The sequence below is a fragment of the Gemmatimonadaceae bacterium genome (genome assembly GCA_035633115.1).
Taxonomy (GTDB): domain Bacteria; phylum Gemmatimonadota; class Gemmatimonadetes; order Gemmatimonadales; family Gemmatimonadaceae; genus UBA4720.
In genome coordinates this window covers 37,220-61,039 of the sequence record DASQFN010000014.1, presented here as the reverse complement: position 1 = coordinate 61,039, position 23,820 = coordinate 37,220, and the positions used below count along the sequence as shown (strand labels likewise).

Annotated in this window: 26 protein-coding genes; 9 read left to right on the top strand and 17 right to left on the bottom strand. The window is 62.5% G+C overall.

All coding sequences use genetic code 11. The features are described 5' to 3' along the window. Window positions 1-2: 2 nt before the first annotated feature. The 3 genes from rimP to murA form a co-directional block, all read right to left on the bottom strand. The gene (gene rimP / locus VES88_02035; protein HYN80256.1) at window positions 3-482 is read right to left on the bottom strand and encodes a ribosome maturation factor RimP; all 480 of its coding nucleotides are present in this window, start codon (window positions 480-482) and stop codon (window positions 3-5) included. Window positions 483-667: 185 nt separating this feature from the next. Continuing rightward, window positions 668-1,417, bottom strand: coding sequence for a polyphenol oxidase family protein (locus tag VES88_02030; protein ID HYN80255.1), 750 nt, complete (start codon window positions 1,415-1,417; stop codon window positions 668-670). Beyond that, window positions 1,414-2,718: a UDP-N-acetylglucosamine 1-carboxyvinyltransferase gene (murA, locus tag VES88_02025; GenBank protein HYN80254.1), complete on the bottom strand. Its 1,305-nt coding sequence runs from the start codon at window positions 2,716-2,718 to the stop codon at window positions 1,414-1,416. Before murA ends, VES88_02030 begins: the two co-directional genes overlap by 4 nt. A 169-nt stretch (window positions 2,719-2,887) precedes the next feature. Here murA and VES88_02020 point away from each other — a divergent pair, with 169 nt between their 5' ends. The 3 genes from VES88_02020 to VES88_02010 are packed head-to-tail and all read left to right on the top strand — an operon-like array spanning window position 2,888 to window position 4,905. Further along, complete coding sequence (locus VES88_02020; GenBank protein HYN80253.1) at window positions 2,888-3,490, top strand: hypothetical protein; 603 nt, start codon at window positions 2,888-2,890, stop codon at window positions 3,488-3,490. After that, complete coding sequence (locus VES88_02015) at window positions 3,411-3,944, top strand: hypothetical protein (protein ID HYN80252.1); 534 nt, start codon at window positions 3,411-3,413, stop codon at window positions 3,942-3,944. The genes VES88_02020 and VES88_02015 overlap by 80 nt, the downstream gene beginning before the upstream one ends. 19 nt (window positions 3,945-3,963) lie before the next feature. Further along, complete coding sequence (locus VES88_02010; protein HYN80251.1) at window positions 3,964-4,905, top strand: zinc dependent phospholipase C family protein; 942 nt, start codon at window positions 3,964-3,966, stop codon at window positions 4,903-4,905. Here VES88_02010 and gatB read toward each other — a convergent pair. Genes gatB through VES88_01975 form a run of 7 tightly spaced genes read right to left on the bottom strand, consistent with a single transcriptional unit; the run spans window position 4,872 to window position 13,522 of the window. Continuing rightward, a complete protein-coding gene (gene gatB / locus VES88_02005) occupies window positions 4,872-6,317 on the bottom strand; it encodes an Asp-tRNA(Asn)/Glu-tRNA(Gln) amidotransferase subunit GatB (protein HYN80250.1) in 1,446 nt (481 codons plus the stop codon). The genes VES88_02010 and gatB overlap by 34 nt on opposite strands. 34 nt (window positions 6,318-6,351) lie before the next feature. Beyond that, a complete protein-coding gene (gene gatA, locus VES88_02000; protein HYN80249.1) occupies window positions 6,352-7,836 on the bottom strand; it encodes an Asp-tRNA(Asn)/Glu-tRNA(Gln) amidotransferase subunit GatA in 1,485 nt (494 codons plus the stop codon). Further along, entirely contained in the window at window positions 7,833-8,156 is a 324-nt protein-coding gene (gene gatC / locus VES88_01995; GenBank protein ID HYN80248.1) for an Asp-tRNA(Asn)/Glu-tRNA(Gln) amidotransferase subunit GatC, read from the bottom strand. The genes gatA and gatC overlap by 4 nt, the downstream gene beginning before the upstream one ends. Then, window positions 8,156-10,522, bottom strand: a complete 2,367-nt coding sequence (locus tag VES88_01990; protein HYN80247.1) for a UvrD-helicase domain-containing protein — start codon at window positions 10,520-10,522, stop codon at window positions 8,156-8,158. Before VES88_01990 ends, gatC begins: the two co-directional genes overlap by 1 nt. Next, complete coding sequence (locus VES88_01985) at window positions 10,522-11,664, bottom strand: HAMP domain-containing sensor histidine kinase (GenBank protein ID HYN80246.1); 1,143 nt, start codon at window positions 11,662-11,664, stop codon at window positions 10,522-10,524. Before VES88_01985 ends, VES88_01990 begins: the two co-directional genes overlap by 1 nt. A 2-nt stretch (window positions 11,665-11,666) precedes the next feature. Continuing rightward, window positions 11,667-12,941 (bottom strand): serine--tRNA ligase, encoded by a 1,275-nt coding sequence (serS, locus tag VES88_01980; protein ID HYN80245.1) that lies wholly within the window; start codon window positions 12,939-12,941, stop codon window positions 11,667-11,669. Between the two features lie 2 nt (window positions 12,942-12,943). Further along, window positions 12,944-13,522, bottom strand: coding sequence for a hypothetical protein (locus VES88_01975; protein HYN80244.1), 579 nt, complete (start codon window positions 13,520-13,522; stop codon window positions 12,944-12,946). A gap of 138 nt (window positions 13,523-13,660) precedes the next feature. On the opposite strand from VES88_01975, the gene VES88_01970 reads away from it, so the two are divergent. Genes VES88_01970 through VES88_01950 form a run of 5 tightly spaced genes read left to right on the top strand, consistent with a single transcriptional unit; the run spans window position 13,661 to window position 17,548 of the window. Further along, window positions 13,661-14,014 (top strand): roadblock/LC7 domain-containing protein, encoded by a 354-nt coding sequence (locus tag VES88_01970; protein ID HYN80243.1) that lies wholly within the window; start codon window positions 13,661-13,663, stop codon window positions 14,012-14,014. A gap of 9 nt (window positions 14,015-14,023) precedes the next feature. Next, entirely contained in the window at window positions 14,024-14,455 is a 432-nt protein-coding gene (locus VES88_01965) for a response regulator transcription factor (protein ID HYN80242.1), read from the top strand. Beyond that, window positions 14,452-15,510 carry a mannose-1-phosphate guanylyltransferase gene (locus tag VES88_01960; protein HYN80241.1) on the top strand — a complete coding sequence of 353 codons (1,059 nt, stop codon included), beginning with the start codon at window positions 14,452-14,454 and terminating at the stop codon, window positions 15,508-15,510. Before VES88_01965 ends, VES88_01960 begins: the two co-directional genes overlap by 4 nt. Next, window positions 15,507-16,742, top strand: coding sequence for a putative sugar nucleotidyl transferase (locus tag VES88_01955; protein HYN80240.1), 1,236 nt, complete (start codon window positions 15,507-15,509; stop codon window positions 16,740-16,742). Before VES88_01960 ends, VES88_01955 begins: the two co-directional genes overlap by 4 nt. After that, window positions 16,739-17,548 (top strand): MBL fold metallo-hydrolase, encoded by an 810-nt coding sequence (locus tag VES88_01950; GenBank protein HYN80239.1) that lies wholly within the window; start codon window positions 16,739-16,741, stop codon window positions 17,546-17,548. The genes VES88_01955 and VES88_01950 overlap by 4 nt, the downstream gene beginning before the upstream one ends. Before the next feature lie 138 nt (window positions 17,549-17,686). Here the strand turns inward: VES88_01950 and VES88_01945 are convergent, their stop codons facing one another. The 4 genes from VES88_01945 to VES88_01930 all read right to left on the bottom strand — a co-directional run bounded on the left by VES88_01945 (window position 17,687) and on the right by VES88_01930 (window position 21,605). Then, on the bottom strand, window positions 17,687-19,153 hold the full coding sequence (locus VES88_01945; protein ID HYN80238.1) for a pyridoxal-dependent decarboxylase: 1,467 nt from the start codon (window positions 19,151-19,153) through the stop codon (window positions 17,687-17,689). A 71-nt stretch (window positions 19,154-19,224) separates the two neighbouring features. Then, on the bottom strand, window positions 19,225-20,454 hold the full coding sequence (locus VES88_01940; protein ID HYN80237.1) for a DUF2911 domain-containing protein: 1,230 nt from the start codon (window positions 20,452-20,454) through the stop codon (window positions 19,225-19,227). An 83-nt stretch (window positions 20,455-20,537) separates the two neighbouring features. Continuing rightward, window positions 20,538-21,068: a DinB family protein gene (locus VES88_01935; protein HYN80236.1), complete on the bottom strand. Its 531-nt coding sequence runs from the start codon at window positions 21,066-21,068 to the stop codon at window positions 20,538-20,540. Window positions 21,069-21,071: 3 nt separating this feature from the next. Then, window positions 21,072-21,605 carry a GAF domain-containing protein gene (locus VES88_01930; GenBank protein ID HYN80235.1) on the bottom strand — a complete coding sequence of 178 codons (534 nt, stop codon included), beginning with the start codon at window positions 21,603-21,605 and terminating at the stop codon, window positions 21,072-21,074. A gap of 107 nt (window positions 21,606-21,712) precedes the next feature. Here VES88_01930 and VES88_01925 point away from each other — a divergent pair, with 107 nt between their 5' ends. After that, window positions 21,713-22,306 carry a L,D-transpeptidase gene (locus VES88_01925; protein HYN80234.1) on the top strand — a complete coding sequence of 198 codons (594 nt, stop codon included), beginning with the start codon at window positions 21,713-21,715 and terminating at the stop codon, window positions 22,304-22,306. On the opposite strand, the gene VES88_01920 is transcribed toward VES88_01925, so the two are convergent. The 3 genes from VES88_01920 to VES88_01910 all read right to left on the bottom strand — a co-directional run bounded on the left by VES88_01920 (window position 22,296) and on the right by VES88_01910 (window position 23,820). Then, on the bottom strand, window positions 22,296-22,502 hold the full coding sequence (locus tag VES88_01920) for a hypothetical protein (GenBank protein ID HYN80233.1): 207 nt from the start codon (window positions 22,500-22,502) through the stop codon (window positions 22,296-22,298). The genes VES88_01925 and VES88_01920 overlap by 11 nt on opposite strands. A gap of 13 nt (window positions 22,503-22,515) precedes the next feature. Then, complete coding sequence (locus tag VES88_01915) at window positions 22,516-23,091, bottom strand: ECF-type sigma factor (GenBank protein HYN80232.1); 576 nt, start codon at window positions 23,089-23,091, stop codon at window positions 22,516-22,518. Window positions 23,092-23,319: 228 nt separating this feature from the next. Further along, complete coding sequence (locus tag VES88_01910) at window positions 23,320-23,820, bottom strand: DinB family protein (GenBank protein ID HYN80231.1); 501 nt, start codon at window positions 23,818-23,820, stop codon at window positions 23,320-23,322.

The following is a 23,820-nucleotide window of genomic DNA, read 5'->3' as shown; positions in this document are numbered from 1 at the left end:
CTTTACCGATTCCAGTTGAACGCCAGGCGCGCCTTCCTTACAGCCGCCAGCGGTATTCGCAGCGTATTACCAGCACCACTTTCCACCACAATCACTTCCGCCCCGGTGTCACCTTCGACGCCGGCGATCCGAACTTCGCGAGAGCCGGCAGGCGGCCCATCGGCAACCGCATCGTGAGTCACCACTGCATCGCGTCCCACAAACCTTCGCCAGTCACCCGCGTTTCTGAGTGGCCGCTCGAGGCCTGGGGACGAGACTTCGAGCACATATCTCGTTCCGGCGTACGACATCGAATCGAGTCTTGCCTCGATCGCGCGTGATGCGCGCGCACAATCGTCAAGAGTGACATCCCGGCCGTCCTGGTGATCGACGCGAACGTCGAGGACAGGGCGGCCCTTGCTGCCTCCCGTCCGGAGCTCGAATAACTCCAGTCCGAGAGGTGTAAGTTCATGAATGATAATGTCTTCTAGCGCGTCCCTCATCTATTTTCTAGATGTCCCGATGAAACAAAAAAATGTGGGGGGCATCCCCACATTTCCGTCCGCGGCGATCGTCGCGTGACAGGAATGAATCTAGACTTTCGACACTATAGAGTCAAGCTCACCTCGCCTGCGCGATACTCGTGTTCGGAAAGATCTGTGAGATGCTGCAACCCACAAGTGCAGGACTACCAGAGACTAGCGACGATAACCCCGAGCTGACGCCCGGTATCACCGGCGCGGTGGGAGAAGAACAGATCATTGTCGCAGCGCGTGCAGGATGGCGAGACGCTGATCTTCTGCACGCCCGCCTCCTGCGCCTGTTCGGCAAGCAACGCCCGGAGGTCCACATTTCCGGGGCGGTTCGCAGGCTGGCCGGTAAGCTCCGCTCGCACGTCGGCGCTCACCTCGTAGCAGCGCCCGCAGATACCCGGTCCGAGGTGCACCATCAGCTCATCCGGAGGAATCTTGTGGCGCGCCAGCGCGGCCAGCCCGCTGTCCACGATTCGTCCCGCGGTGCCGCGCCATCCCACGTGGAGTAGCGCCACCGCGCCGGACTCGTGCGCAATAAAAACCGGAATGCAGTCGGCGATCGAAACAGTCAGTGCGATTCCCTTCTCCGTTGCGAGATGCCCATCGGCTTCGCCGGTGCGAAGCAGGCCCTCCCATCCACCGGCGTGGGAGAGCACCCGGTTGCCGTGAACCTGCCGACCGATCACGACGCGCCGCGCGTTGCTCGATAGCTCGTCCTGAAGCTCGATCCAGCGTGACATTACTTCTCCAACCGGGTCGGGTCCGGCGAGGCCGAACGTGCCGGCGTGCCGCGTCGTCGTGAACGCGCGAACGCCGATGGCTTGAAGCTCCGGAACGTCCTCTCTCAGAGGCGCCGCTGCTTCCGATTCAGCTTCTCCCGACGCGGTTTCTTCGGGCGCCGTCATTTCCGGCGATCGTCCACACGCCTCACGCCTGCTCCGAGCGCGACCAGTCGCTCGTCGATGCGCTCGTACCCGCGCTCGATCTGGCCGACGTTGTTGATCACGCTCTGGCCTTCCGCCCCGAGAGCGGCGATCAGCAGCGCCATTCCCGCGCGGATGTCGGGCGAATCGAGAGTCGCCCCGCGCAGCGCCGATGGCCCGGCAACGAGCGCGCGGTGCGGATCACACAGAACGATCTTCGCGCCCATCGTGATGAGCTTGTCGACGAAGAAGAGTCGGGACTCGAACATCTTCTCGTGCATCATGATCAGTCCTTCACACTGCGTCGCAGTGACGATCGCAATGGACATCGTGTCGGCGGGGAACGCCGGCCATGGCTGATCCTCGAGCTTCGGCACGTGATCGCCGAGGTCGGCCTGAATCTTCCGCCGCTGCTTTGCCGGGACGATGAGATCGTCGCCGTCCTCCACGCACTCGATCCCCAGGCGTGCAAAGCCCATTCGAGTGGAGCGCAGATGCTCGATGCCGGCGGCCTCGATCCTCAATTCGGACCGCGTAGTTGCCGCGAGTCCAATGAACGAGCCAACCTCGATGTGATCGGGCCCTATTGTGTGCTGGATCTCTTCACGGCCGAGCGGCCTTCCGCCCTCGATCGTCATCGTGTTCGTGCCTATGCCTTCGATTCGTGAGCCCAGCGAAACAAGAAAATGCGCGAGGTCCTGAACGTGAGGCTCACTCGCGGCGTTGCGAAGGATTGTCTTTCCCCTCGCCGCCGATGCTGCGACGAGAGCGTTCTCGGTCGCGGTTACACTGGGCTCATCGAGAAAGACGTCGGCGCCGACAAAGCCCGAGACGCTCAGGCGCACGAGGCCCTTCTCGAAGGTCATCTTCGCGCCGAGCTGCTCCAGGGCAAGAAAGTGAGTGTCCAGACGGCGGCGGCCGATGACGTCGCCGCCCGGAGGAGGCAGTGTGATCTCTCCACAACGCGCCAGGAGCGGCGCCGCTAGCAATATCGACGCTCGGATCTTGGCGCAAAGCTCCGGGTCGAGGTCTCGGGCGTGAACTTCGGTCGCCTGGATACTGAGCGAGTTCGGCGCGCTCCAGTCCACCTGCACCCCCACCGAGCGGATGAGCTGGATCAGAGTCTCGATGTCGCGGATATGAGGAATGTTGTCGAGTCGAACGACATTTTCCGAGAGCAGCGCCGCGGCCACGATTGGCAGAGCGGCGTTCTTGTTCCCCGAGGGACGAATCGTACCCTGGAGGGTACGACTACCCTCGACGATGTACTGGACTGCCGGCATTGAGTCTCTTGCGATGGAGCTGGGGGGAAAACTGGTCCGCGCGGACAAGTAAGCTGCATCGAGCCATTGAGCCCTGGCGGTTGCGCTAATATATCGCTAGCAGCACTGTTTGTACCGCTGCTGCTCGGAGCGAGCAGAGCATGGCCCTACCCTTGCACAAAACCGACACATGAGCGCATGGCTGACTACGGGATCGGCTTGGCTGATGCAGGTCGCCCAGGCTCTTCCCGATACGATCGTCACCAAGCAGGTGGAGGTCGACCCGGGACTTTTCGCGAAGATCACCACCTACGCGAGCGGGCTCGCGTCGATCGCCCTTCTCGTGCTTGCTGTCGCCCTTGTTCCGGCGGCGTGGAACTTCAGAAAGAGCTATGCGAAGATCAGCGACATGCTCGACCGGATCTACGGAGACATCAACCCGATCATGCGGCATGCGAGCACCATCGCGGACAACGTGAATTACATCAGCACGTCGGTTCGCGTAGACGTCCAGAAGGTCAGCCAGACCGTCGCATCGGCGAATCAACGGCTGATGGCGTCGGTGGAGCTCGCCGAGGAGCGCATTCAGGAGCTGAATGCCCTGCTCGCGGTTGTTCAGGAGGAAGCGGAATCGGCGTTCGTCTCGACCGCATCTACATTGCGCGGCGTGCGCACTGGAATTCATGAAGCATTCGAAAAGGAGGAGTCGTTAGATGGCAGATACCTTGAAGGCGAGCCAGGGTGGGAGAAGCCGCGCCCGCGCGTCCGCCCCCGCGACGAACAACTCGGATGACGAGGATCGCGAGCAGCAGTTCGATCTTCTGACTGCGGCGCTTATCGGCGCAGCAGTCGGCGCGGCAGTGACACTCCTCTTTCGAACGGGCCCGAGCGGCCGGCGTCCGATTGCCCCGATGATTGGCGCTGCGGGGCGCGGCGCGCGCTACGCGGGAATCGCGGGGCTCGAAGGCGCACGCTGGGCGGGCGAGCAGGCCGCGCCCGGAGCACGATGGATGGCCGAGCACGGGCGCGAAGGCGCACGATGGGCCGGCAAGCGTACCGCTCGCGGCTTTCGCGTGGCACGCGACCGGGGTGCCGAGCTCATCGACGACCTTCCGCTGGACGACGTTACCGACTCCGTGCGCGAGTACGTCGACTCTGCACGGGAAGCGATCAACAATGTCGTCCGCGAAGAGATGACGGATCTGCGGAAAGCCGTACGCCGCCAACGAAAACGGATCGGGATCTAGCGAGATGGAGCGGCTGTCCATGAGACAGCCGCTCGTCTTCCTGCTCGCCGCTCTCTGCGTCGCGATAGTGTTACTCGCCGCGACGCCCACCGCGGCTTATGCATGGACGCCGGGCACTCACATCTTCCTCGGCGAAGCAGTCATGCGCTCGCTCACGCTCCTGCCTGCGTCGGTCGCCGAGCTCATCGCCGCGTTTCCGCATGATTTTCTTTACGGCAACATTGCGGCTGACACCAGCATGGCCAAGAAGTACGCCGCCGCCGGAAGGCACTGCCACTCGTGGAATGTCGGGCTCGAGATATTCGGGCACGCACGGGCGGATCGAATGCGCGCGTTCGGGCTCGGATACCTGTCGCACCTGGCCGCAGACGTAGTCGCCCACAACTATTTCGTCCCGCACCAGCTGGCGATAACCTCCACTACTACTGCCCTGGGCCACAGCTACTGGGAAAGCCGGTTCGACACGCACATCGGCGAGCGTTACAGTCGCCGCGCGCGCGAGGTGATACTGCGCGATCATTCCGCCTCTGACGAGCACCTCGATCGCATCCTGAGTCCGACCATCTTCAGCACACCCACCAACCGCCGAATCTTTCGCGGAATGGTCTATGTGGCAGACACGGAATCATGGCAGCGAATCTTCCACATGGTTTCGGAAAAGAGCAGATGGGATCTGCGCGAGCAGGATGTCTCGTTGTACATGACCAGGGCGTACGACTACATCATCGATCTCCTGAACCATTTCGAGCGCGCGGAGCCTTACGCTCTCGACCCCGCGGGTACGCGGGCACTAAGAGCCGCGAAGCGCGTGCGGCGCGCGGCGCTCAGACGAGGAGGTGACGACGATGAGATTGCCAGAGAAGCCACAACCCATTTCGGGCTGCCAAGCTCACAGCTCGCCTACGCGAAGCAGCTTGCCGAGCCGCTCTATCCCCCGCCTGCGCGCGACGCCAATAGCTGATTCACCCGCTTCGGATCGGCGCGTCCGCCCGATTTCTTCATGACAAATCCCACCAGCACGCCCTGAAGCTTCCGCTCTCCCGCGAGATAGCGCCCGGACTCCTCGGGGTGCTCGGCCAGGACCTCATCGATCCATCCCGCGAGTGCGGCATCATCGCCAACCTTGAGCAGCCCCTGCTCGTGCGCGATTTGCGCAGGCGGCTGGCCGCTCTCGACCATTGCGGCAAAGACACGCTTCGCCGCCGCGTGGCTCACCAGGCCGTCCCGTATCATGTTGATCAGCTGAGCCAGATCCGCCGGCCTCACCGAGAACTCCGATAGATCACCAGAGCCTGCGTTGAGCGCCGCCTGAACCTCCCCCATGACCCAGTTCGCCGCCGCCTTCCCATCACCGGTCGCCCGCGCAACGGTCTCGAAGTACTCAGCCACAACCGGGTGCGCTGTAAGCTGGTCGATCTCCTCCGGCGTGAGCTTGAAATCCGCCGCGATGCGTTTCTTTCGCGCAGGAGGAAGCTCGGGGATGCTCGCCTTGATGGAAGAGATCCATTCCCTGTCGAGGATGAGTGGTCCGAGGTCCGGCTCGGGGAAATACCGGTAGTCGTGGCTCTCTTCCTTGCTGCGGCTGATTCGCGCTTCACCTTTTGCGGCATCCCAGAGAAGCGTCTGCTGGCTCACCCGCTCTCCGCGGTCGAGCAGCTCACACTGCCTCGCGAACTCGAACGTGAGCGCGCGCTCTACACCGGAAAACGAATTCATGTTCTTGACCTCGGTTTTCGTGCCGAGGCGTGTCTCTCCTTTTCTGCGGGCGCTGACATTCGCGTCGACACGGAGGCTCCCTTCCTCCATGCTCACGTCGCTCACGTCGAGATACTGGAGCACCTGCCGAAGAGTTCTCAGGTACGTTCCCGCTTCCGCAGCCGAGCTGATGTCCGGCTCGCTCACAATTTCGACGAGAGGCACACCAGCGCGATTCAAGTCGATTGCGGTGATGCCCGGATACCGGTCGTGGATTGATTTGCCGGCGTCTTCTTCCATGTGAAGACGCGTGATGCCAATGACCTTTTCCTCACCGTCCGCCGCTGTGATGGCCAGTCCGCCGCCAGTCGCCAGCGGACAATCGTACTGGGATATCTGAAAGCCTTTGGGCAAATCGGGATAAAAGTAATTCTTGCGGGCGAAAATGGATGTCTCGTTGATCTTGCATCCAAGAGCGACTGCAGCTCGCGTTGCGAGCGTTACCGCCTCTGCGTTGAGAACCGGGAGCGCTCCCGGCAGCGCGAGGCAAACGGGGCAGGTGTTGGCGTTCGGTGACGCGCCAAAATCCGTCGAGCAGCCGCAAAACGCCTTGCTGCTCGTCTTGAGCTGCACGTGTACCTCGAGCCCGACCACCATCTCGTACATGTCGCTGCTCATTCGCTTGCGAAGTCGAGGGTTGCTGCAGCCCGCGTCACCGGTGCGCTTCCTCGCCGAGTGCCTGCTCGAGGGCGTAGGCAACGCGAAACATCGTCGGCTCATCGAAATGGTCCGCGAGAAGCTGCCCGCCGACCGGAAGATTGTCGGCACGACCAATGGGCATCGACATCGCGGGTATGCCGGCGAGGTTCGCTGTGGCCGTGAAGATATCGCTCAGGTACATCTCGTACGGATCGCTGATCGAGCCGATTGGAAACGCTGTCGTAGGCGTGGTCGGCGTGAAAAGTACGTCCACACCGTCGGCAAACACGTTGGTGAAATCGCGCGTGATGAGCTTGCGGACTTCCTGCGCCTTCTTGTAGTAGGCGTCGTAGTAGCCCGCGGAAAGCACGTACGTACCTAGAAGCACGCGCCGCGTAACCTCGGGGCCGAACCCCGCGGAACGAGTGGCCTCGTACATCCCGCGTAAGCTATCGCCGGAGGCGACACGCGCGCCGTACCTCACCCCGTCGAACCGAGCGAGGTTGGACGACGCCTCCGCTGGAGCGATGATGTAGTAGACAGGAATCGCCAGTGATGTGTGAGGCAGCGACACGTCGCGGACTGTTGCACCAAGCTCCCGCAGATAATCGAGAGCTCGGTCGCAGTAATGCCGGATGCCGGCGTCGAGTTGCTCGGGGAAGTATTCGCGAGGCACGCCCACCGTGACACCGGTGAGCGGTGCAGACACGGTGGCGCGCGAAACGAACTGCTCGCGATACGACGGAACGGGGACGTCGACTGACGTCGAGTCGCGGGGATCGACGCCGGCCATTACCTCGAGGGCAAGCGCGGCGTCATCGACATTTCGCGCGAACGCGCTGATGTGGTCGAGTGACGAAGCAAAGGCTACAAGGCCATAGCGACTGATACGACCGTAAGTCGGCTTCGCACCGACTATTCCGCAAAAAGCGGCCGGCTGCCTCACGGAGCCACCGGTCTCCGAGCCAAGCGCGATGGGAACGATCCCGGCAGCGACTGCAGCGGCCGATCCGCCGGAAGATCCTCCCGGCACGCGCCTGATGTCGACAGGATTCCGCGTCGGGCCATACGCGCTGTTCTCTGTCGAAGAGCCCATGGCGAATTCATCGCAGTTCGTCTTGGCGACGATAATCGCTCCCTCTTCGCGCAATCTCGTTATTGCAGTTGCCTCATAGGGACTTATGTATCCGGCCAGAATCTTCGACGCGCAGGTCGTCGGCAGGCCGAGCGTCGCGATGTTGTCCTTGACGGCAATCGGTACTCCGGAAAGGACGCCACCGATTGCCGCTCCAGCCAGCTGAGTGGCGAGAACCTCGGCCTCCTTGAGCGCCGCATCCTCGTCGCTCCAGAGGATGATATTGAGCTGGTCCCGGCCCGCGCCTACACCGCGGGCGCGTGCAAAGCTCGCGCGAACGATGTCGGCCGGGCTCGTCGTTCCGTCCCGCACCCGAGCCGCGATCATGTCAGCGGTGAGCGTCGGAAAGTCGGCCGCGCTCACGGTGCGCCGTCGATGGGATCGTCGTGCGACGCGAGCCGCGGCACAATTATGAATCCGTCGCGAGTCAACGGGGCGAACGATTCGAGCGGAAGGAGCATTGGTATTGGCCCGCTGGAATCCGCACGGAGTGGTGTGGACGTCGGTGGCTGGCCGGACGGCGGTGACTCCTCTTCGCCATTGCCCGTATCGACCTGAGCGAGCACCTCCATGTGCGTCAGGATGCCGTTGAGCTCGCGTACCAGATCATCGAGGCGCTCGGGACTCACGCCAAGCCGGGCCAGCTCGGCGATGTGGCGGACGTCATCGTGCGTTACCGCCACTACTCGTTGCCCCGCTCCAGGGTGGTATACGCCAGCTTGATCGTCTTCCGCCCGACGCCTTCATCATCGAAATCGATGACGGCTTTCACGTCTCTCCCGCGGCCGCTTACCTCCACGATCGCGCCGCCGCCGAAGAGCCGGTGCTTGATTCTTTCGCCGGGCCTGTACAGCGGCTCGTCCTGTGAGACGTCAGCTTCCACCGGCACGGCCCCGCCGCGCCACGCCGGCACCTGATGCATGCTCCGCGCGGTGTTCGCGCGCCATGCACTCGTGCTCTGGTATGCAGGTCCGTCAGCGAACCGATCGCGTGAATAGGTGCGCCCCGCCGAGCGGAGCTTGATGGTCTTGCGCCCCTCGAGCATGCCTTCCGGAATCTCGCGAAGAAAGCGTGACATGATCGACGGCATGAATTCACCGTTTCGCCGGCGGCTCTCGGCGTACGAGAAGTAGAGCTTCCGCTCCGCCCGAGTGATGCCAACGTAGAACAGTCGTCGCTCTTCCTCGAGCATGGGCGGCTGGTCGAATGACTGCGACAGCGGAAACAGGCCGTCCTCGAGTCCCGTGATGAAGACGATCGGAAACTCGAGTCCTTTCGCGTTGTGAAGCGTCATGAGGGTCACTCCGTCGGCGTCCGCATCGAGCGTATCGATACCTGCAACGAGCATCGCGCGCTGAAGGAAATGATCGAGCGGCGTGAGCCCCACCAATCCTCCCTCGTCCACCACCGTCTCCGCAGCGCCATCGATGAGGGCGGCGACATTTTCGAGGCGGTCGCGGGCACTTTCCGGCGCATCGGCCTGGAGATAGTCGGCATATCTGATTCCTTCAACGAGCTCGCGGAGCAGATCGTCCACGCTGGTGTCCTGCGCGCGCTCGCGAAGTCGGCCAATGAGAGCGGCGAATTCCTGAAGCGCTGCGCGCGCAGCGGAGCGAACATTCGGCAATAGCTCCGGCTTCGACGCCACGTCGAGCATCGGGAGCTTCGCCTTGCGAGCCGCGGTTGCAACGGCCTCGATGGTCGTCTCCCCCAGCTTTCGTTTGGGGATCGCAACAGAGCGGCGAAACGCCTCGTCGTCGGCTGGATTGGCGATCAGCTTGAGGTAGCTCATGAGATCGCGAATCTCCCGGCGATCGTAGAATCTCACCGCACCGACAAGACGATACGGAATCGCATTCTTGCGGAGTGAATCCTCCAGCGCGCGGCTCTGCGAGTTCGTCCGGTACAGAATCGCGAAATCGCGAAGCTCCCTTTGCTCCGTTGACTGCCGCGTGTGAATCTCGTCGGCGACGAAATCGGCTTCATCCCGCTCGTCGAGTGCGGCAACGAGAGTGACGGCATCGCCGCCAGGGCGCGTTGCCCTGAGCGTCTTGCCGCGCCGCGCAACGTTGGCGCTGATCGCGGCGTTGGCGACCTCGAGAATTCCCGGAGTAGAACGGTAGTTCTCCTCCAGCCGAACGACTTTCGCCGACGCAAACTCCTTCTCGAAATCGAGGATGTTACGGATGTCCGCGCCACGCCATCCATAGATGGATTGATCGTCGTCACCGACTACGGCGACGTTGCCATGGCTGCTGCCAAGAAGCTTGATGAACTGAAACTGCGCACGATTGGTATCCTGGTACTCGTCCACGAGGATGAACTTGAAGCGATCGCGGTAATACTCCAGCACCTCGGGGTTCTCGCGGAGGACCTGGACCGGAAGAACGAGCAGGTCATCGAAAGTCACCGCATTCGCCGAGCGGAGTGCGCCCTCGAGCTCGTTGTAAACCGCAGCCGCCGCACGCGACAACGGATCGAACGCAGTCGCCTGATACTCGGCAGGCGTGACGAGAGCGTTCTTGGCGTCGGAGACCAGCGATGAAATGGATTTCGGCGTCCACTGCTTCGGCGAGACTCCGACTCGCTCCATCACTCTTCTGATGAGACCGAGTGTATCGTCTTCATCGTAGATCGTGAAGTTCGACGTGCGGCCAACGCGAGCCGCGTTTGTGCGAAGCATTCTCGCGCCAATCGCGTGGAATGTGCCGCACCACATCTTGCGGATGTCGTCCGGGGACGGAGACGGCGCAGCGGTCCCCTCGCCCGGTTCGGACAGAAGCCGCGCAATTCGCTCGCGCATCTCACCGGCTGCCTTGTTGGTGAACGTGACGGCCAGGATGCGTATCGGATCAACACCGTGGTGGCGAATGAGGCGCGCAATCCGCGTCGTGAGGACGCGCGTCTTCCCCGACCCGGCGCCGGCGATCACCAGTAGTGGGCCTTCGTGATGGAGAACTGCTTCGCGCTGTGCGGGGTTGAGCCGGGCGAGGGGCTCGGCATCGCCGGCGACCGACTCGGGCGCGGCGGTGTCGCTCACTCTGTTCATCAACTCAAGATAATGTCGAACGTCGCTCCGCGTTCGGAGGGGGTGAGCAGCAGCTCGCCGCCATGGTTGTCGCGAATGATGCGCCGCGCGAGGGGCAAGCCGATGCCCCAGCCGTGGTCTTTCGTGCTGAAGCCCGGCTCGAAGATGCGCCGTCCAAGCTCTCGCGGGACGCCGGGGCCGGTGTCGGACACTCGCACGCGCACGCGGCCCTCGGGCAGCGCCGTTGCCGACATGTCCACCCGCCCATCGCGGCCGGCAAGCGCATCGATTGCGTTCTTCGCGAGGGATTCGATCGCCCATTCCAGAAGTACGGGATCGCCATGGACGACAAGCGGTTCGTCCCCGCGCGTCGAGTTCACCGTCACGCGCTGCGCCAGCGTTGGCACGCGGGCGCGGAAGTACGCTGCGACCCGGTCCACCAGCTCACCGATATCGACCTTCTCTTTTTTCGGCGGGCGTCCGATGCGCTCGAAGCGATTCGCAACGCGCTTCAGGCGCTCGAGGTCGGCATCCATGTGGTCGAGGGCGCTCAGTGTCATTTCGTCGCCACCGGCTTCACGAAGGAGCTCGATCCACCCGCTCATGCTCGAGAGCGGGGTACCGAGCTGATGCGCGGACTCGCGCGCCATTCCCGCCCAGATCTGCTCGCGGTCAGCCCGGCCGCGCGTGCGAATCGCGTACGCTCCTGCAAGCAGGAACATGCCGATGAGCAGAGACTGGAGGAGGGGGATGATTCGAAGGCCGCGAACCAGCGGGGTGTTCCCGTAATGAACCGTCCCAACATCGCCTTCGACGATGGGTCGGTTTTGCAGGTCGAGCGTTTTGACGTACTCCTTCAGCTGAGGCGAATTTAGGGGCGCTGTCATCGGGAGATTCGCCGTATCGGTGGGATTCCCGCGACTGTCGGTGAGTATCAGTGGGACACCTGACTCACGAATGTGCCTCGCGAGATCGAGCAGCGTGGTGTTGGCAGCATCGGGGTTGGGATCGTTCAGACCGTCGTACACGCGCGCGTACATCAATCCGACCCGTGACGCTTCACGACGCAGCTCGCGAACAACCCCCTGCGTGTAGATGACGTACCAGACAAGCAGCGCGGCAACGCAGACTGTGGCGATTGTGACCGGAGCCGGCCGGCGCACGCTCAGCTCAGCCGGTCGGACCCGACGTAAGGCTTCAGCGCGTCGGGGAGTGTGACGCTGCCATCCGGATTCTGGTGGTGCTCGAGAATCGAAGCGATCACTCGCGGGAACGCGAGGGCTGAGCCGTTCAACGTATGCACGAAGCGCGGCTTCCCACCTTCCGCCGGTCGATATCGGATATTTCCGCGGCGAGCCTGATACTCCGTGAAAGAGCTGCAGGACGAGACCTCGAGCCACGCGCCGACCCCTGGCGCGAACACCTCGAGATCGAATGTCTTGGCGCTGCTGAAGCCCGTATCCCCCGCCGCGAGAAGCACTCGGCGGTAGGGCAGCTCGAGAAGCTGAAGCACTTTTTCGGCGTGCGCCGTGAGAAGCTCCAGCTCGTCCAGCGAGGACTCGGGCGTCGCGTATCGCACGAGCTCGACCTTGTCGAATTCGTGAACGCGCAGAAGTCCACGCGTATCCTTTCCGGCAGCGCCCGCTTCCCGGCGAAAACATCGCGAGCACGTTGCGAAGCTCTTGGGAAGTTCGGCGGCGTTGAGAATCTCATCACGATAAATGTTCGTCACCGGCACTTCCGCTGTCGGGATCAGGAAGAGCTCGTCGTCCCGCAGCGCGTACATGTCGTCCTCGAATTTCGGAAGCTGGCCGGTCGCGGTCATCGACGTGCGATTGACGACGACCGGAACCCACAGCTCTTCGTAACCGTGGTCGCGCACGTGAAGATCGAGCTCCATGTTCATGAGCCCGCGTACGAGACGGGCACCGAGCCCGCGGTACAGGATGAATCCCGAGCCCGCGACTTTGGCGCCGCGGTCGAAATCGATCAGGCCGAGCTTTGCGCCAACCTCCCAATGCGGCGAGACACTTCCCTTTTCTCTTGGCTTGCCCCACGAAGCAACGACAGCGTTGAATTCCTCGCCTCCCTCGGGCACCTCCGCCAGTGTGAGGTTGGGTATTTCCATGAGGGCGACTGTCAGATCCGACTCGAGCGAAGCGAGCTCATCCTCGAGGCGGGCGATCTCTTCGCCAAGATTTCTCGACTGTCCGAGCAGCTCGTCCGCGCTCTCGCCGGCTTTCTTTCGGCGGGCCACCTCCTGACTGATCCTGTTGCGGGCGGCTTTGCGCTCTTCAGCAGCCTGGATCATCCCACGCCTGTCGGCGTCGATTGCCTGCGCCCGGTCTATGACGGGCGCGAGCGAATCCAGCTTCCCCCGGCGGCGCATGCCTTCGCGAAGCGTGTCCACCTGCTCCCGAAACATGCGCAGGTCATGCATTCCTACTGTCCGGGAATTCCCGGTTCGAAGGATCTAAACCCGCAGTTCGGATCCATCACGGTCCTGATGTTGATGGTCCGGCCGGGGACATCGACCGAATCGATCACGATCTTCGTGTAGATGTTCTGAGAGAGGTGAAAGGCGCAGATGTCGCCGCTTGAGCCACGATAAGCTTCGACGACAATCACCTGACCTCTGCCGGCGACAACGGCGGCGCTGTCGGGGTAAGTGCCGGTCGGGGCGATCTTCACCGAGTCGAATGGAGCGTCGACCTTCCGGAGTCCGACTGGCCTGTCGCCGCCAATCGAGGTCACGACCAGCTTCACGGGATACACGACCGCAGCGCCTTCGGCGTTGATGTCGAATGCAACATCGAAGTTGGCGTTCCCGTCCACGCGCGTGGCCGCGCGCGCAGCCGTATTGAGGCCGCTCGGATAGGCCGGTGGAGTCCCGCTCAGGGCAAAGATCGTATAGGAGTCTTCTACCGTTGGCAGTGTCGCCGCAAACGGGTCCGTGTCGTCACAGGCTGAAAGCGCGAGCACAGTGAGTGCGGCGCCGGCGATGGATTTTCTGAGGTTCATTCGTCAGGAAAAAGAGATGTCGGCGGCTGCGCCGCAACTTTCGATAATACCCTGTAAATCGTGGCAGTTCAAGCAATTGGCCGCTTGACTTCACCCTCTGCGCAATCTAGCTTCGCAACACTTTCGACGGATTTACCGATGCCGAGCATTCGCGACCTTACAGTCGCCATCCGACAGCGGCCCGGCATCGAAGCAGTGGTTGTGCTCGGCCGCGATGGGCTGCTGATCGACGCCCAATCAAAGATTCCAGTGAACGCAGAGGATTTGGCAGCACGAATCCCCGGACTGGTTGCTTCTGCGGACGAAATCGGACACACCACCCAGCGCGGCGAGATGCGCCTCGCTCTCGTCGAGCACGAGTTCGGGTATGCCATCGTTTCCTCGGTCGGCGACGACGCCCTGCTCTGTGTCCTCACCGATCAGTCCGCCGACCTCGGTATGCTGCTGTATGATGTCAGACGGCATCGGCAGGCGATTGCGTCAATCCTTTAGAGCAGACGGATGACGAGCCAGCAGCCACCCGAAGAGCGCCACATCCTTGTCGCCGACGACGAAGCGCACATTGGCCGAATCATCAAGATCAAGCTCGAGCAAGGGCCATTTCGCGTCTCGCTCGCCTACGACGGCCAGGAAGCAATAGAGATCCTCGAGCGCGAGAAGGGGGCCGACCTCGTTGTCCTCGATCTGATGATGCCGCGTCTCTCGGGGCTGGACGTTCTGGATCATATGCGGGGCCGGCCGGAGTGGAGTGCCATTCCGATCATCATTCTCACCGCCGCCGGCGAGGCCAGATACGAGCAGGATGCTCGCGAAGGCGGCGCAACCGAATTTCTCACGAAGCCCTTCAGCCCGAAAAAGCTGTACACGCTCATAGCGCGCCTTACCGGCGTTGCTCCGGACGACGGAGCGGAACTTCCCGAGGGAAGCGATTGAGCCGCTGGGGAGTCATTCTCGCCGGCGGCATCGGCTCCCGCTTCTGGCCGCTCAGCACTCAGGCACGCCCAAAACAACTCCTGCCTCTCGTTGACTCAGACCCGCTGCTGGTGAACACTCTCCGGCGTCTGTCTCCGATTATTCCCGCCGAGCAGACACTCGTTCTGACGACGCGACCTCTGCGCGAGGCAATAGCGGCTGCGGCGCCTGACCTGCCCGTGAAAAACATCATTGCAGAGCCGCGTCCGGTGGGAACCGCGGGAGCGCTCGCGTGGGCAGCCGTTCAGATCGCGCGCAGAGATGGTGAAAACGCCGTGATGATCTGCGTCCATTCCGACTGGGCGATAGGAGACGACAACGCATTCCGCGAGTCGCTGCTTGCCGCGGAGAGAGTGGCGATCGAGGAAGGCGCGCTCGTGACCGTTGGCGTGGTTCCAACTCGCGCCGATCCCGGCTTCGGCTACATCCAGACGGGAGCGGCAACGGAGACTGGAGCGCTTGCGGTGAGTCGCTTCGTTGAAAAGCCTACGCGGGAGCGCGCCGAGCGGATGCTCCATCAGGGATACCTCTGGAACTCGGGAATCTTTGTCTGGAGAGTCGCGGACTTTCTCGCCGAGGTTCGAGCGCTCACGCCCGAGGTGTCCGGAGCGCTTGCCGACGCCGGCGGCGCCGGCGACGTCGGCGGCCACGATGCGGGCGACCGGTTTTTCAGGGCGGTGACGCCAGTCTCTGTCGATGTCGGCGTGCTGGAGCGAAGCAGCAAGGTCAGAGTCCTGCCGGGAGATTTTGGGTGGGATGACGTTGGGACGTGGGGATCGCTGCGACGTGTGAAGGCGGAAGACGAGACGGGCAACGTGTCTTCCGGGAGCGTGTATGCGGTCGAGGCCGTCGGGAATGTCGTCCACGCCGAGGAGGGCACCGTCGTCCTCTATGGTGTGAATGACCTGGTGGTGGTCACTAAGGCGGGTGTGACACTGGTGACAACGACCGATCGGTCCGCGGATTTGAAGGCACTGGTGGACTCTCTTCCGGAAGACCTGAGGGATCCTGCGTGAGCGCGCTCTATCTCTACGATGACGCTCGCGCGCGGACCTTCGAGCCGTTCGCCCTCACCCGACCTGTGTCGGAGCTGATGGCCGGGGCGATGATCATCCGGGAGCGCTGGGAGCTCGCTACGGGACTGAGGGCTGCCGGATTCATCGGTGCAGGTCATCTCGCTCATTTCGACGAGGCGAATGCACCGCGGGCGGTTCCGGCAGACGCAGAGATTCCCGCCGGATCGGTGGTCGCGAATTCGAGATTCGTAACGGCCCTCGGGACTGATCTGGCCGACCCGACCTCCGGGCCGGATATCGCGGGTGCCTACCACTCAGCCGACCAGATCTGCGCAGTCAGACTTCGTGAGGCAGTCCGTGTGTCTGACCTGGCGGACGGAGCACTGGATCTGGGATCGCTGGCTCCCGAATCCCGCGACCCAAGGAAAAGGATTACGGGCCGCTGGCTGGAATATGTATGGGACCCCATAGATCAGCTCTCGCCTCAGCTCACCGCCGATATCCGGGACCTCGCCTTGAAGCTCACCCTTTCGACCGCCGGGAACGCAACTGTAGTAGGAACCAACGGGGTGTACTGCGAGGCGGGCGCCCACATCGAGTCTTTCGTTGTGCTCGACGCTTCTGCCGGGCCGATTCTCATATGCAGGGGCGCGACGATTTCATCCTTCACGCGGATTGTGGGCCCGTGCTACATCGGTGAAAACACAATAGTCGTTGGCGATGCGATCAGATCGTGCTCGATTGGCGAGACCTGCAAGGTCAGAGGCGAGATAAGCAACTCGATCATGCTGGGGCACTCGAACAAGGGACATACGGGATTTGTGGGGCACTCCTACCTCGGCCGCTGGGTGAACCTCGGGGCGGTCACGACGACGAGCAACCTCAAGAACACCTATGGTAACGTTCAGATGTGGACTCCAGAGGGCATGCGCGATACCGGCTGCCAGTTTCTGGGGACGTTGTTCGGCGATCATGTGAAGACGGGCATCGGAACGATGCTGACGACAGGAGCGGTTCTGGGTGCCGGCGCAAACGTCTACGGCGGCCACGTTGGATCGAAGTTCGTGCCTCCCTTCGCCTGGGGAGACGGCGAGCCTTACGGGACGTTCGACCTCGACAAATTCATCGAGGTCGCCGAGCGGATGATGGCGCGCCGTCACGTCGAGCTGAGCGAGAGCGGCAAGCAGCATCTCGCCGACGCATTCTACAAGAGCAGAGGAAGCACAGAGTGATAGTTCGAGTTCTTGGAAGTGGAAGCAAGGGGAACTCCGTAGTAATCGAAGCCGGCAAGACGCGCATCCTGATCGACGCCGGTTTCTCCCCACGCGGGATGGAAAAGCGTCTGGAATTCATGGACGTGCCGCCGTCGTCGATCGAAGCCGTGATAGTCACTCACGAGCATGGCGATCACGTGAAGGGAGTGGCCTCGGGGGCGAAACGCTGGGGATGGCGGATTCTCGCGACTGCGGGCACCCGCACCGGATGCGCATCTCTCGCCCGCGCATCAGTGGAAACCGTTTCGGCCAGAGGAAGGTTCACGATCGGAGATATCGATATCGCGACAATCGCTACCTCGCACGACGCGAACGAGCCGCTGGCCGTTGTTGCAACGTCACGCGAGACTGGTGCGCGCGCCGGAATCGTCTACGACCTGGGAGTCTGTACCGAAGCAGTGATGCGCGCCGTGCACGATGTCGAGATCCTGATGATCGAAGCGAACCACGACGTCGAGATGCTTCGTCGCGGTCCGTATCCGCCGGTATTGCAGAACCGCATCAGAAGCCGCTACGGACACCTTAGCAACGATGATGCAGCAGCCGTCGCGCGAAAATGCGAGCATAGGGGCCTGACTCATCTGGTGCTAGCTCACCTGAGCCAGAAGAACAACCGGCCGCAAATTGCGCTCGAAACCGTACGCGCCGCCCTCGACGGGACTGCTTTTTCGGGGCTGATCACTGCGGCGTCGCAGGGACGGCCGAGCGGGCCGTTTGAAGTCGCCGGCGCTCGCGCCGCCCGGCAGCTGGAGCTCGCGATCTAACCCGGTTCTTCCTTGCAAAGGAAGCGACCACGAAGCGCATGAAGCACAGCATTTTTTGGGGAACAGCTTCCGCGAAGACGCCTTGCACCCCAAGGTGAGTTAACCCGAAGAAAAAGTTGATTCGGTCGTAGCATTGATTTAGCCGGTAGTCTGCTTCGTGCCCTTCGTGTGCTTCGTGGTCGCTTCCTTTTCAGTGGAGAGAGCGTTCTCGACAGAGACGAAGAGAGCGCGGATGTCGTCCGTTGTCGTACGAAACCCGAGTGTGCACATCCGAAGAGAGTAGCCGCCCCGCAGACGAGTTGGAGAGATTATGAATCGTCCCTCCGCAACGACGCGCGCGTTTATTCTCTCGTTCAGTGCGTCAAGCTCGCCAGGGTCGCAGCCAGCCGGTCTCGCACGGAAGCACACTATTCCGAACTGCGCCGGCGAAAGAATCTCGAAATCAGCTGATGCGCGGACGAGCTCGTCGAGAAGACGCGCTCGATCCATAGCATCTTCGATTGCCTGCGCGATTGCGGCAGTCCCGAAGTAGCTTACCGACAGCCACACCTTCAGCGCTCGTGAATAGCGCGTGAGCTGCTCCCCCCGATCCGCGAAGTTCACCTCCTGCTCGGCAGGCTGCACGTCCTTCAGATACTCCGGGTATATCCGGAACGCCGACTCGAGCGTCGTGGGGTCGCGCACGAGAAGGCAGCCACACTCGAATGGCACGAAGAGCCACTTGTGTGGATCGATCGTGAGACTGTCGGCGCGCTCGAGCCCCCCGAGCATGCGCTTACCCTCCGGCGTGAGCACCGCAAATCCGGCGTAGGCCGCGTCGACGTGCAACCACAGCTTCTCGGCGAGACAAAAGTCCGCGATCTCGTGCAGGGGATCGACCGCGCCGGTGTTGGTAGTGCCCGCGCTCGCGACTACCATGAACGGAGAGCATCCCGATGCACGATCTGCGGCGACGGCGCGCTCGAGATCGTCGGTGAGCATCCGGTACTGGTTGTCCATGGCAACGGTTCTGAAGTTCGCGCGAGGAATTCCCGCGATCCAACCTGCGCGCGTCACGGATGAATGCGCCTGCGCCGACGTGTAGACCGTCAGGTTGGAGATGTCGGCGCCGCTCTCGACGGCGCGATGACGTGCTGCGACAACAGCCGTGAGATTAGCCGCGGACCCACCGGTCGTGAGAATGCCTCCGCTGCCGGCCGGCATGCCCATCCATTCCCTGAACCAGTCGAGCACGACGATCTCGAGCTCGTTCGGACCCGCGGCCACCGGCCACACACCGGCAAAAAAATTGTAGCCGCTCGCGATCCAGTCGCCGAGCACCGCCGGAAATGTGGGACAGCTGGGGATGTATGCGAGAAATCCGGGATGCGGCTCGCGCGCGTGATACGGGAACACGCTGCGTTGGAGCGTCGCAATAAGGTCCTCGAACTCGATGCCCTCGGCGGGCGCACTGCGCTGAAGCACCTTCCCGAGCTCCGACCGCGGGAGCGAAGCCATGACGCGCTCCCCGCGAATCGTGCCCAGATGCTCGGCGACGATGTCCGCGACCCGATGGCCGAGCCGCCGCATCGTTTCCTGGTCGAGGTCGAGCGGAGAGCGGGTCACGTCCGCTCAGAGATTATCGTGCAATCCCGGCGGACGTGGAGCCCCGCTTCAGCTTCCTCATACCGCTCAGCTTACATGACCGTGAACGGGATCGAAAACTCGGTGCGATCCCAGGCGAGCTTCAGCACTCCGCCCTGGCCCGCGGGGTCAACGCGGATCGTGAACTGCTCCGTCGGTGCATCCAGCGTCCTCGCCGTCAGATCGAGCCGGGCGACGTCGCGCTTCGGATCGTACTCCGTTCCCCACTGCCCCGTCTGGCTGTTGATGATGAGCTTTGTTCCGCTCGCCGACGGAAGCGTCCAGAGTGTGTACTTGCCTGCCTTCAGATGAGTGCTTCCGAACATCAAGTCCCGGCTCGTGGTGATCTGCGTTGCGGCGTTTGCGCCCGTTCGCCACACCCGGTCGTATGGCACGACGTTGCTGCCGAAGATCGTGCGGCCCCGGCGGAACGGGCGGCTATATGCGATCTCGATGTTCGCGGCACCGACAGTCGCGCGAACGGTGTCAGGCGGCGAAGCCTGCGCCTGAAGCCCACCTGATGCCGCGAGGCTGGTCCATGCCTGAGCCAGACGATCGAAGTCGAGGTTGCCTGCGCGTCGCGTTACCGTTCCAACCGTCGTTCCCGCGGTCGCATCGACGGAAACGATCTGTCCGCTGGGATCGGTTACAACCTGCTCGGTCCAGCCTCCGAAGAACGTGCTGTGGTACCTGTATCCGCTCGGCGTTCTGACGATCCACGTCGATGGCGCAGGCTGATTGCCGGGGGAAAGGAGCACCACCACGGCCGAGTCGCCGGCGGCTGGATGAGCGGCCATCAGCATCTGCTCATAGATCGCCGCTGAGGGCGGAATGCCAGGGAAACGACCGATTGCAAGGCCGGAGAACGTCCGATTTCCGCTTCGAGCCGTGTCTGCTACACCGCCGCGTTGCACCGCAACCGTGGCGGTTCCGTCACTGATTGTCGTGGTAGTCACTGTCGCTGGCGGTGCGTTCGCGCCGAGGCGTGCCTCCGTGTAGGACACAGATCGCACGCGCCCGTCAGGCGCGAGGTCGGCAACGTAACGAACGGTACGCCCGCCCTGGAATCGCGACACGTAGTCGCCTTCCAGCCGGTTGGCAGTGCGCCTGTAGCGCTCTATTGCGATCGTATCGGTGCCGAGTGTGGTGACGAACATTCCCGATGCGGATGTCCCCGAGCCGGAGGTGGCTGAACCGGTCGTGGCAACAGGCGTCGGTGATGCTGTGGCGCACCCCGCGACGGACAAGACGATCGCGGCGTGCCGTACGGTACAGAGTCTCATCGTGGCGCTCGCTGAATGGTGGAATTGTCTCGCGGATACTGTAGCATGCGGCGGGCCGCGGCAACCTGCCGGGCCGGACCTCGTTACGGAATGCCTTCCCTGCGGCCCCAGAGGGGAGTCGCCTTTCCCACGGAATCGTCGTAGAAGCGGATCGTCCCGGGTGCGCGCTCCTTGGTGATCAGGACAATCTGCCCGGTGTGCATGGCGAAATGCTCGACGACATGATAGATCGCGGCGAGCACGCTGGTCTCACGACCCTGGATCGTACACGATCGCGCGAGGTCTGCCTCCGTCAACCCCGCAATTACCGCATCGGCGTCGCGAACCGCGGACTCGAGATTTTCGAGCAGCGTGGCGGCGTCGGGGCCGTCGCGGGCGGAAAATTCAGCGGGGCGGTCGCGTTGAACAGGAGTTCCGCCCACGCCTCCTACTATCCACTGCCTGATGTTACCCGCCAAATGCAACAGAAGATTGCCGATGCTGTTCGATGATTCGTTGGAGTGCTTCCAGAGCTCGCCGTCAGGGAGCGCCGCGACACATAGGCGGATTTTTTCGGGGTACTCTTCAGCGAGATAGTAGCGTGAGCGCTCGAGAAAGATTTCCGCGGCGCTCACGCGTCACTTCCAGAGTGAGGCCAGTGCCAGCCCGCATTGCTCCAGTACCTTCTGGTCATTCGGGCCGAACGCGTTCAACCGGTCACTCTCGACGTCGATTGTCCCGACGACGCGTGACTGGGTGGGATCGAGAATCGGGACGATTATCTCCGAGCGAGTCCCGGCAAAAGCTGTGAGATAGCTCGGGTTTTTTGAGACGTCGTTCACGACGACAGTCTTGTTGGTCTTGACTGCCTGGCCCGTGAGGCCGGCAGTGACCGGGAACCTTACGAAGGCAGGTGGTCCGATTCCGCTCCAGGCGAAGACGTGGGCGTCCTCGGGCCCGATGTCGTAAATCCCAACCCAGCGATAGGGGCCAATTCGGCAGATTATCTCCGCGGCTCGTGTCGCGAGATATTTCCGGTCCCGCCGCTCGGCAGCAATAATCCTGAGGAGATCCACGACGGCGATGGTTCCGCTCGTGGACAAGAGCGTCTCTTCGCCGGTGGGACGTTTTGGGACGAACTCGTCCTCTGGGTAACCCGTTGATTCAGCCATTGAGCGTCCGGATTGGCGGTCGTGCGCTCCGATTGCTAAACAAATGTGGAACGTGCCTTGCGTTCAAGCAATGCATCGAACGCCGATAACCGTGGAGTGAATGAGTGATGGGCAATAAGGGTAAGATAGTCGGACTGCTTCTGCTCCCGGTCGCGGGGATTCTGATCAATGCGGCTCGTGCCGAATACCTGAAACCGCGAGACGCCGGCGCCCAGCAGCTGGCCCCGATCCGGCTCCGAGCCGACTTGTCGGACAAGATTCTCTACGTCCAGCAAGGTGGAAAAGTCGTCAAGACTTATACCTTCGCGGACGGAAGTGCGAAGTATCCGACACCGCGGGGCACATTCAGGGTCGGCAAGGTAATCTGGCACCCGGCGTGGGTGCCGCCCGAGTCAAAATGGGCAAGGAAGAAAACGGCAAAGGATCCGGGTGAGCCCGGCAACCCGATGAAGCTCGTGAAGATCTTCTTCAAGGAGCCGGACTACTATATCCATGGGACAGACCAGCTCGAGAGCATCGGCAGCTCCGCGTCGCACGGCTGCATACGCATGGACCCTGTCGAAGCGGCCGAGCTCGCTATCCGGCTGATGGAGGGGAGCGGTGCGCGGAAGGATTCGGACTGGTATCGAAACGCGATCGAGAAAGGTGAGACGCGAACGGTCGTCCTGCCGCGCCGAGTCGAGATGGTTATTACGGGCTAGGCTTCTTCGCAGCGGCGGAGGCGAGCTCCGCTCGAAACTTCGCCGCTCCATCCTTGCTGTTCAGTGCGAGCACATCGGCTACGAGCGCGTCGTCGCCGCCGGATTCTTTCTCGAGGAATTGCTGGCGCTCGCTTTCGGGACGATCGACCGTCTCGTGGAAGAGAAACTGAACACTCGCCCAGCGCTCCTGGTCCATTGCGGCTTCTCGATCAGGAAGCTCGAAGCTCGCGCGCGAGCCACGCTCTGGCGGCTCGCCAGTCGCGGAGCACAGTCGCCTCCGACACGTGCAACAGCCGGGCTGTCTCAGCCACGTCGAGTCCCGCGAAGAACCGGGTCTCGACCATCATTGCCTGTCGCGGCTGAAGCTTAGCCAGATCGGAGAGTGCCTGGTCGAGCGCGAGAATCTCGTCAGCGCCGGCATCCGTGCGCTCTGCTCCGTCGTCGAAGGTCACGATCATCGCCTCGCCGCCGCGACGACGCGCATTCCGCCGCCTGGCGGCTTCAACGAGCACTTGCCGCATTGCGCGGGCGGCCAGGCGCTTGAAGTGAAGCTCCGACATCACGGTCAATCCGCGGGATCTGGCGAGCTTCAGCCACGCTTCATTGACGAGCGTGGTGGGCGAGAGCGTGCTGTTCTGGTCCGCGCGCCTCACTGTCGACGCGAGCCTCCGCAGCTCTTCATAAGTGGCGCTGAAAAGAGCGTCAACCGTGCGCTGCTCGGGCGCGGTCAGCGCGTAATCGCCGCTCTCTACTGCTTCGTCTGTCGCCATCCCCTGAGAGTCCATGACGGTTTCTCCACCGGTTCTGCGCAATGCAAAGCGAGGGCGGACCCAGCGACCAGGGCCTGATGCCATCCTGCTGTGTTTTCTTGCCGGCGGTAACTCTACGCCGAACGAGACGGCGATGCAACCGGATCGCTGATCGGAGCCTGGCGAGGTCTAATAGAGCCGTCGAACCAGTCGCTCCGACGGAATGCCACCGTCCGGCTCCTCATGACGCGTTCCTGACGCGGGTCAGCCACCCATGATGAGCTTCGTCAATGCCGGCGTTTCCCCAGAGAGCCGGGCGTAGATCGCGAGCTGACCGCGGTGATATTCCTCGTGCGAAATGCCGTGGTGCAGCCACGCAATTCGCGAAGCGGGCACACCGTTGAACTGGCGGATTGGCTTTGAAAGCTGCGCGGCACCGGCTGCGCGAAGTGAGTGCTCACCTTCGGCATGACTGCGTCGCAGCAGCTCCACAGCTTCCTGTTTGGAAGAGGCGACATCGCTCTCTTTCACGTACTCGCCAATGAGCGCCGCATATGACTTCCGCTGGAAATCGCCGTCCGGGCGACTCAGCTCTCCCGCCATGAGCCTTCCCGATTCAACTATGTGATTCGCCAGATCCAGCGCACTACGACTCAATCCAGCCGGCGGTTCGTTGAGCTTCGATTCCGGGAGATTCACGAGCTCGGCGATTATGCCGTCGCGAGTGTACCGCCAGGCCTCCAACAGCTCCTCAAGAAGTTGCAT

Excerpts from the sequence above, each read along its gene's own strand:
- rimP (HYN80256.1), bottom strand. The coding sequence starts at position 482 with ATGAGGGACGCGCTAGAAGACATTATCATTCATGAACTTACACCTCTC.
- VES88_02030 (HYN80255.1), bottom strand. The coding sequence starts at position 1,417 with ATGACGGCGCCCGAAGAAACCGCGTCGGGAGAAGCTGAATCGGAAGCA.
- murA (HYN80254.1), bottom strand. The coding sequence starts at position 2,718 with ATGCCGGCAGTCCAGTACATCGTCGAGGGTAGTCGTACCCTCCAGGGT.
- VES88_02020 (HYN80253.1), top strand. The coding sequence starts at position 2,888 with ATGAGCGCATGGCTGACTACGGGATCGGCTTGGCTGATGCAGGTCGCC.
- VES88_02015 (HYN80252.1), top strand. The coding sequence starts at position 3,411 with ATGGCAGATACCTTGAAGGCGAGCCAGGGTGGGAGAAGCCGCGCCCGC.
- VES88_02010 (HYN80251.1), top strand. The coding sequence starts at position 3,964 with ATGAGACAGCCGCTCGTCTTCCTGCTCGCCGCTCTCTGCGTCGCGATA.
- gatB (HYN80250.1), bottom strand. The coding sequence starts at position 6,317 with ATGAGCAGCGACATGTACGAGATGGTGGTCGGGCTCGAGGTACACGTG.
- VES88_01990 (HYN80247.1), bottom strand. The coding sequence starts at position 10,522 with ATGAACAGAGTGAGCGACACCGCCGCGCCCGAGTCGGTCGCCGGCGAT.
- serS (HYN80245.1), bottom strand. The coding sequence starts at position 12,941 with ATGCATGACCTGCGCATGTTTCGGGAGCAGGTGGACACGCTTCGCGAA.
- VES88_01975 (HYN80244.1), bottom strand. The coding sequence starts at position 13,522 with ATGAACCTCAGAAAATCCATCGCCGGCGCCGCACTCACTGTGCTCGCG.
- VES88_01970 (HYN80243.1), top strand. The coding sequence starts at position 13,661 with ATGCCGAGCATTCGCGACCTTACAGTCGCCATCCGACAGCGGCCCGGC.
- VES88_01965 (HYN80242.1), top strand. The coding sequence starts at position 14,024 with ATGACGAGCCAGCAGCCACCCGAAGAGCGCCACATCCTTGTCGCCGAC.
- VES88_01940 (HYN80237.1), bottom strand. The coding sequence starts at position 20,454 with ATGAGACTCTGTACCGTACGGCACGCCGCGATCGTCTTGTCCGTCGCG.
- VES88_01930 (HYN80235.1), bottom strand. The coding sequence starts at position 21,605 with ATGGCTGAATCAACGGGTTACCCAGAGGACGAGTTCGTCCCAAAACGT.
- VES88_01925 (HYN80234.1), top strand. The coding sequence starts at position 21,713 with ATGGGCAATAAGGGTAAGATAGTCGGACTGCTTCTGCTCCCGGTCGCG.
- VES88_01920 (HYN80233.1), bottom strand. The coding sequence starts at position 22,502 with ATGGACCAGGAGCGCTGGGCGAGTGTTCAGTTTCTCTTCCACGAGACG.
- VES88_01915 (HYN80232.1), bottom strand. The coding sequence starts at position 23,091 with ATGGACTCTCAGGGGATGGCGACAGACGAAGCAGTAGAGAGCGGCGAT.
- VES88_01910 (HYN80231.1), bottom strand. The coding sequence starts at position 23,820 with ATGCAACTTCTTGAGGAGCTGTTGGAGGCCTGGCGGTACACTCGCGAC.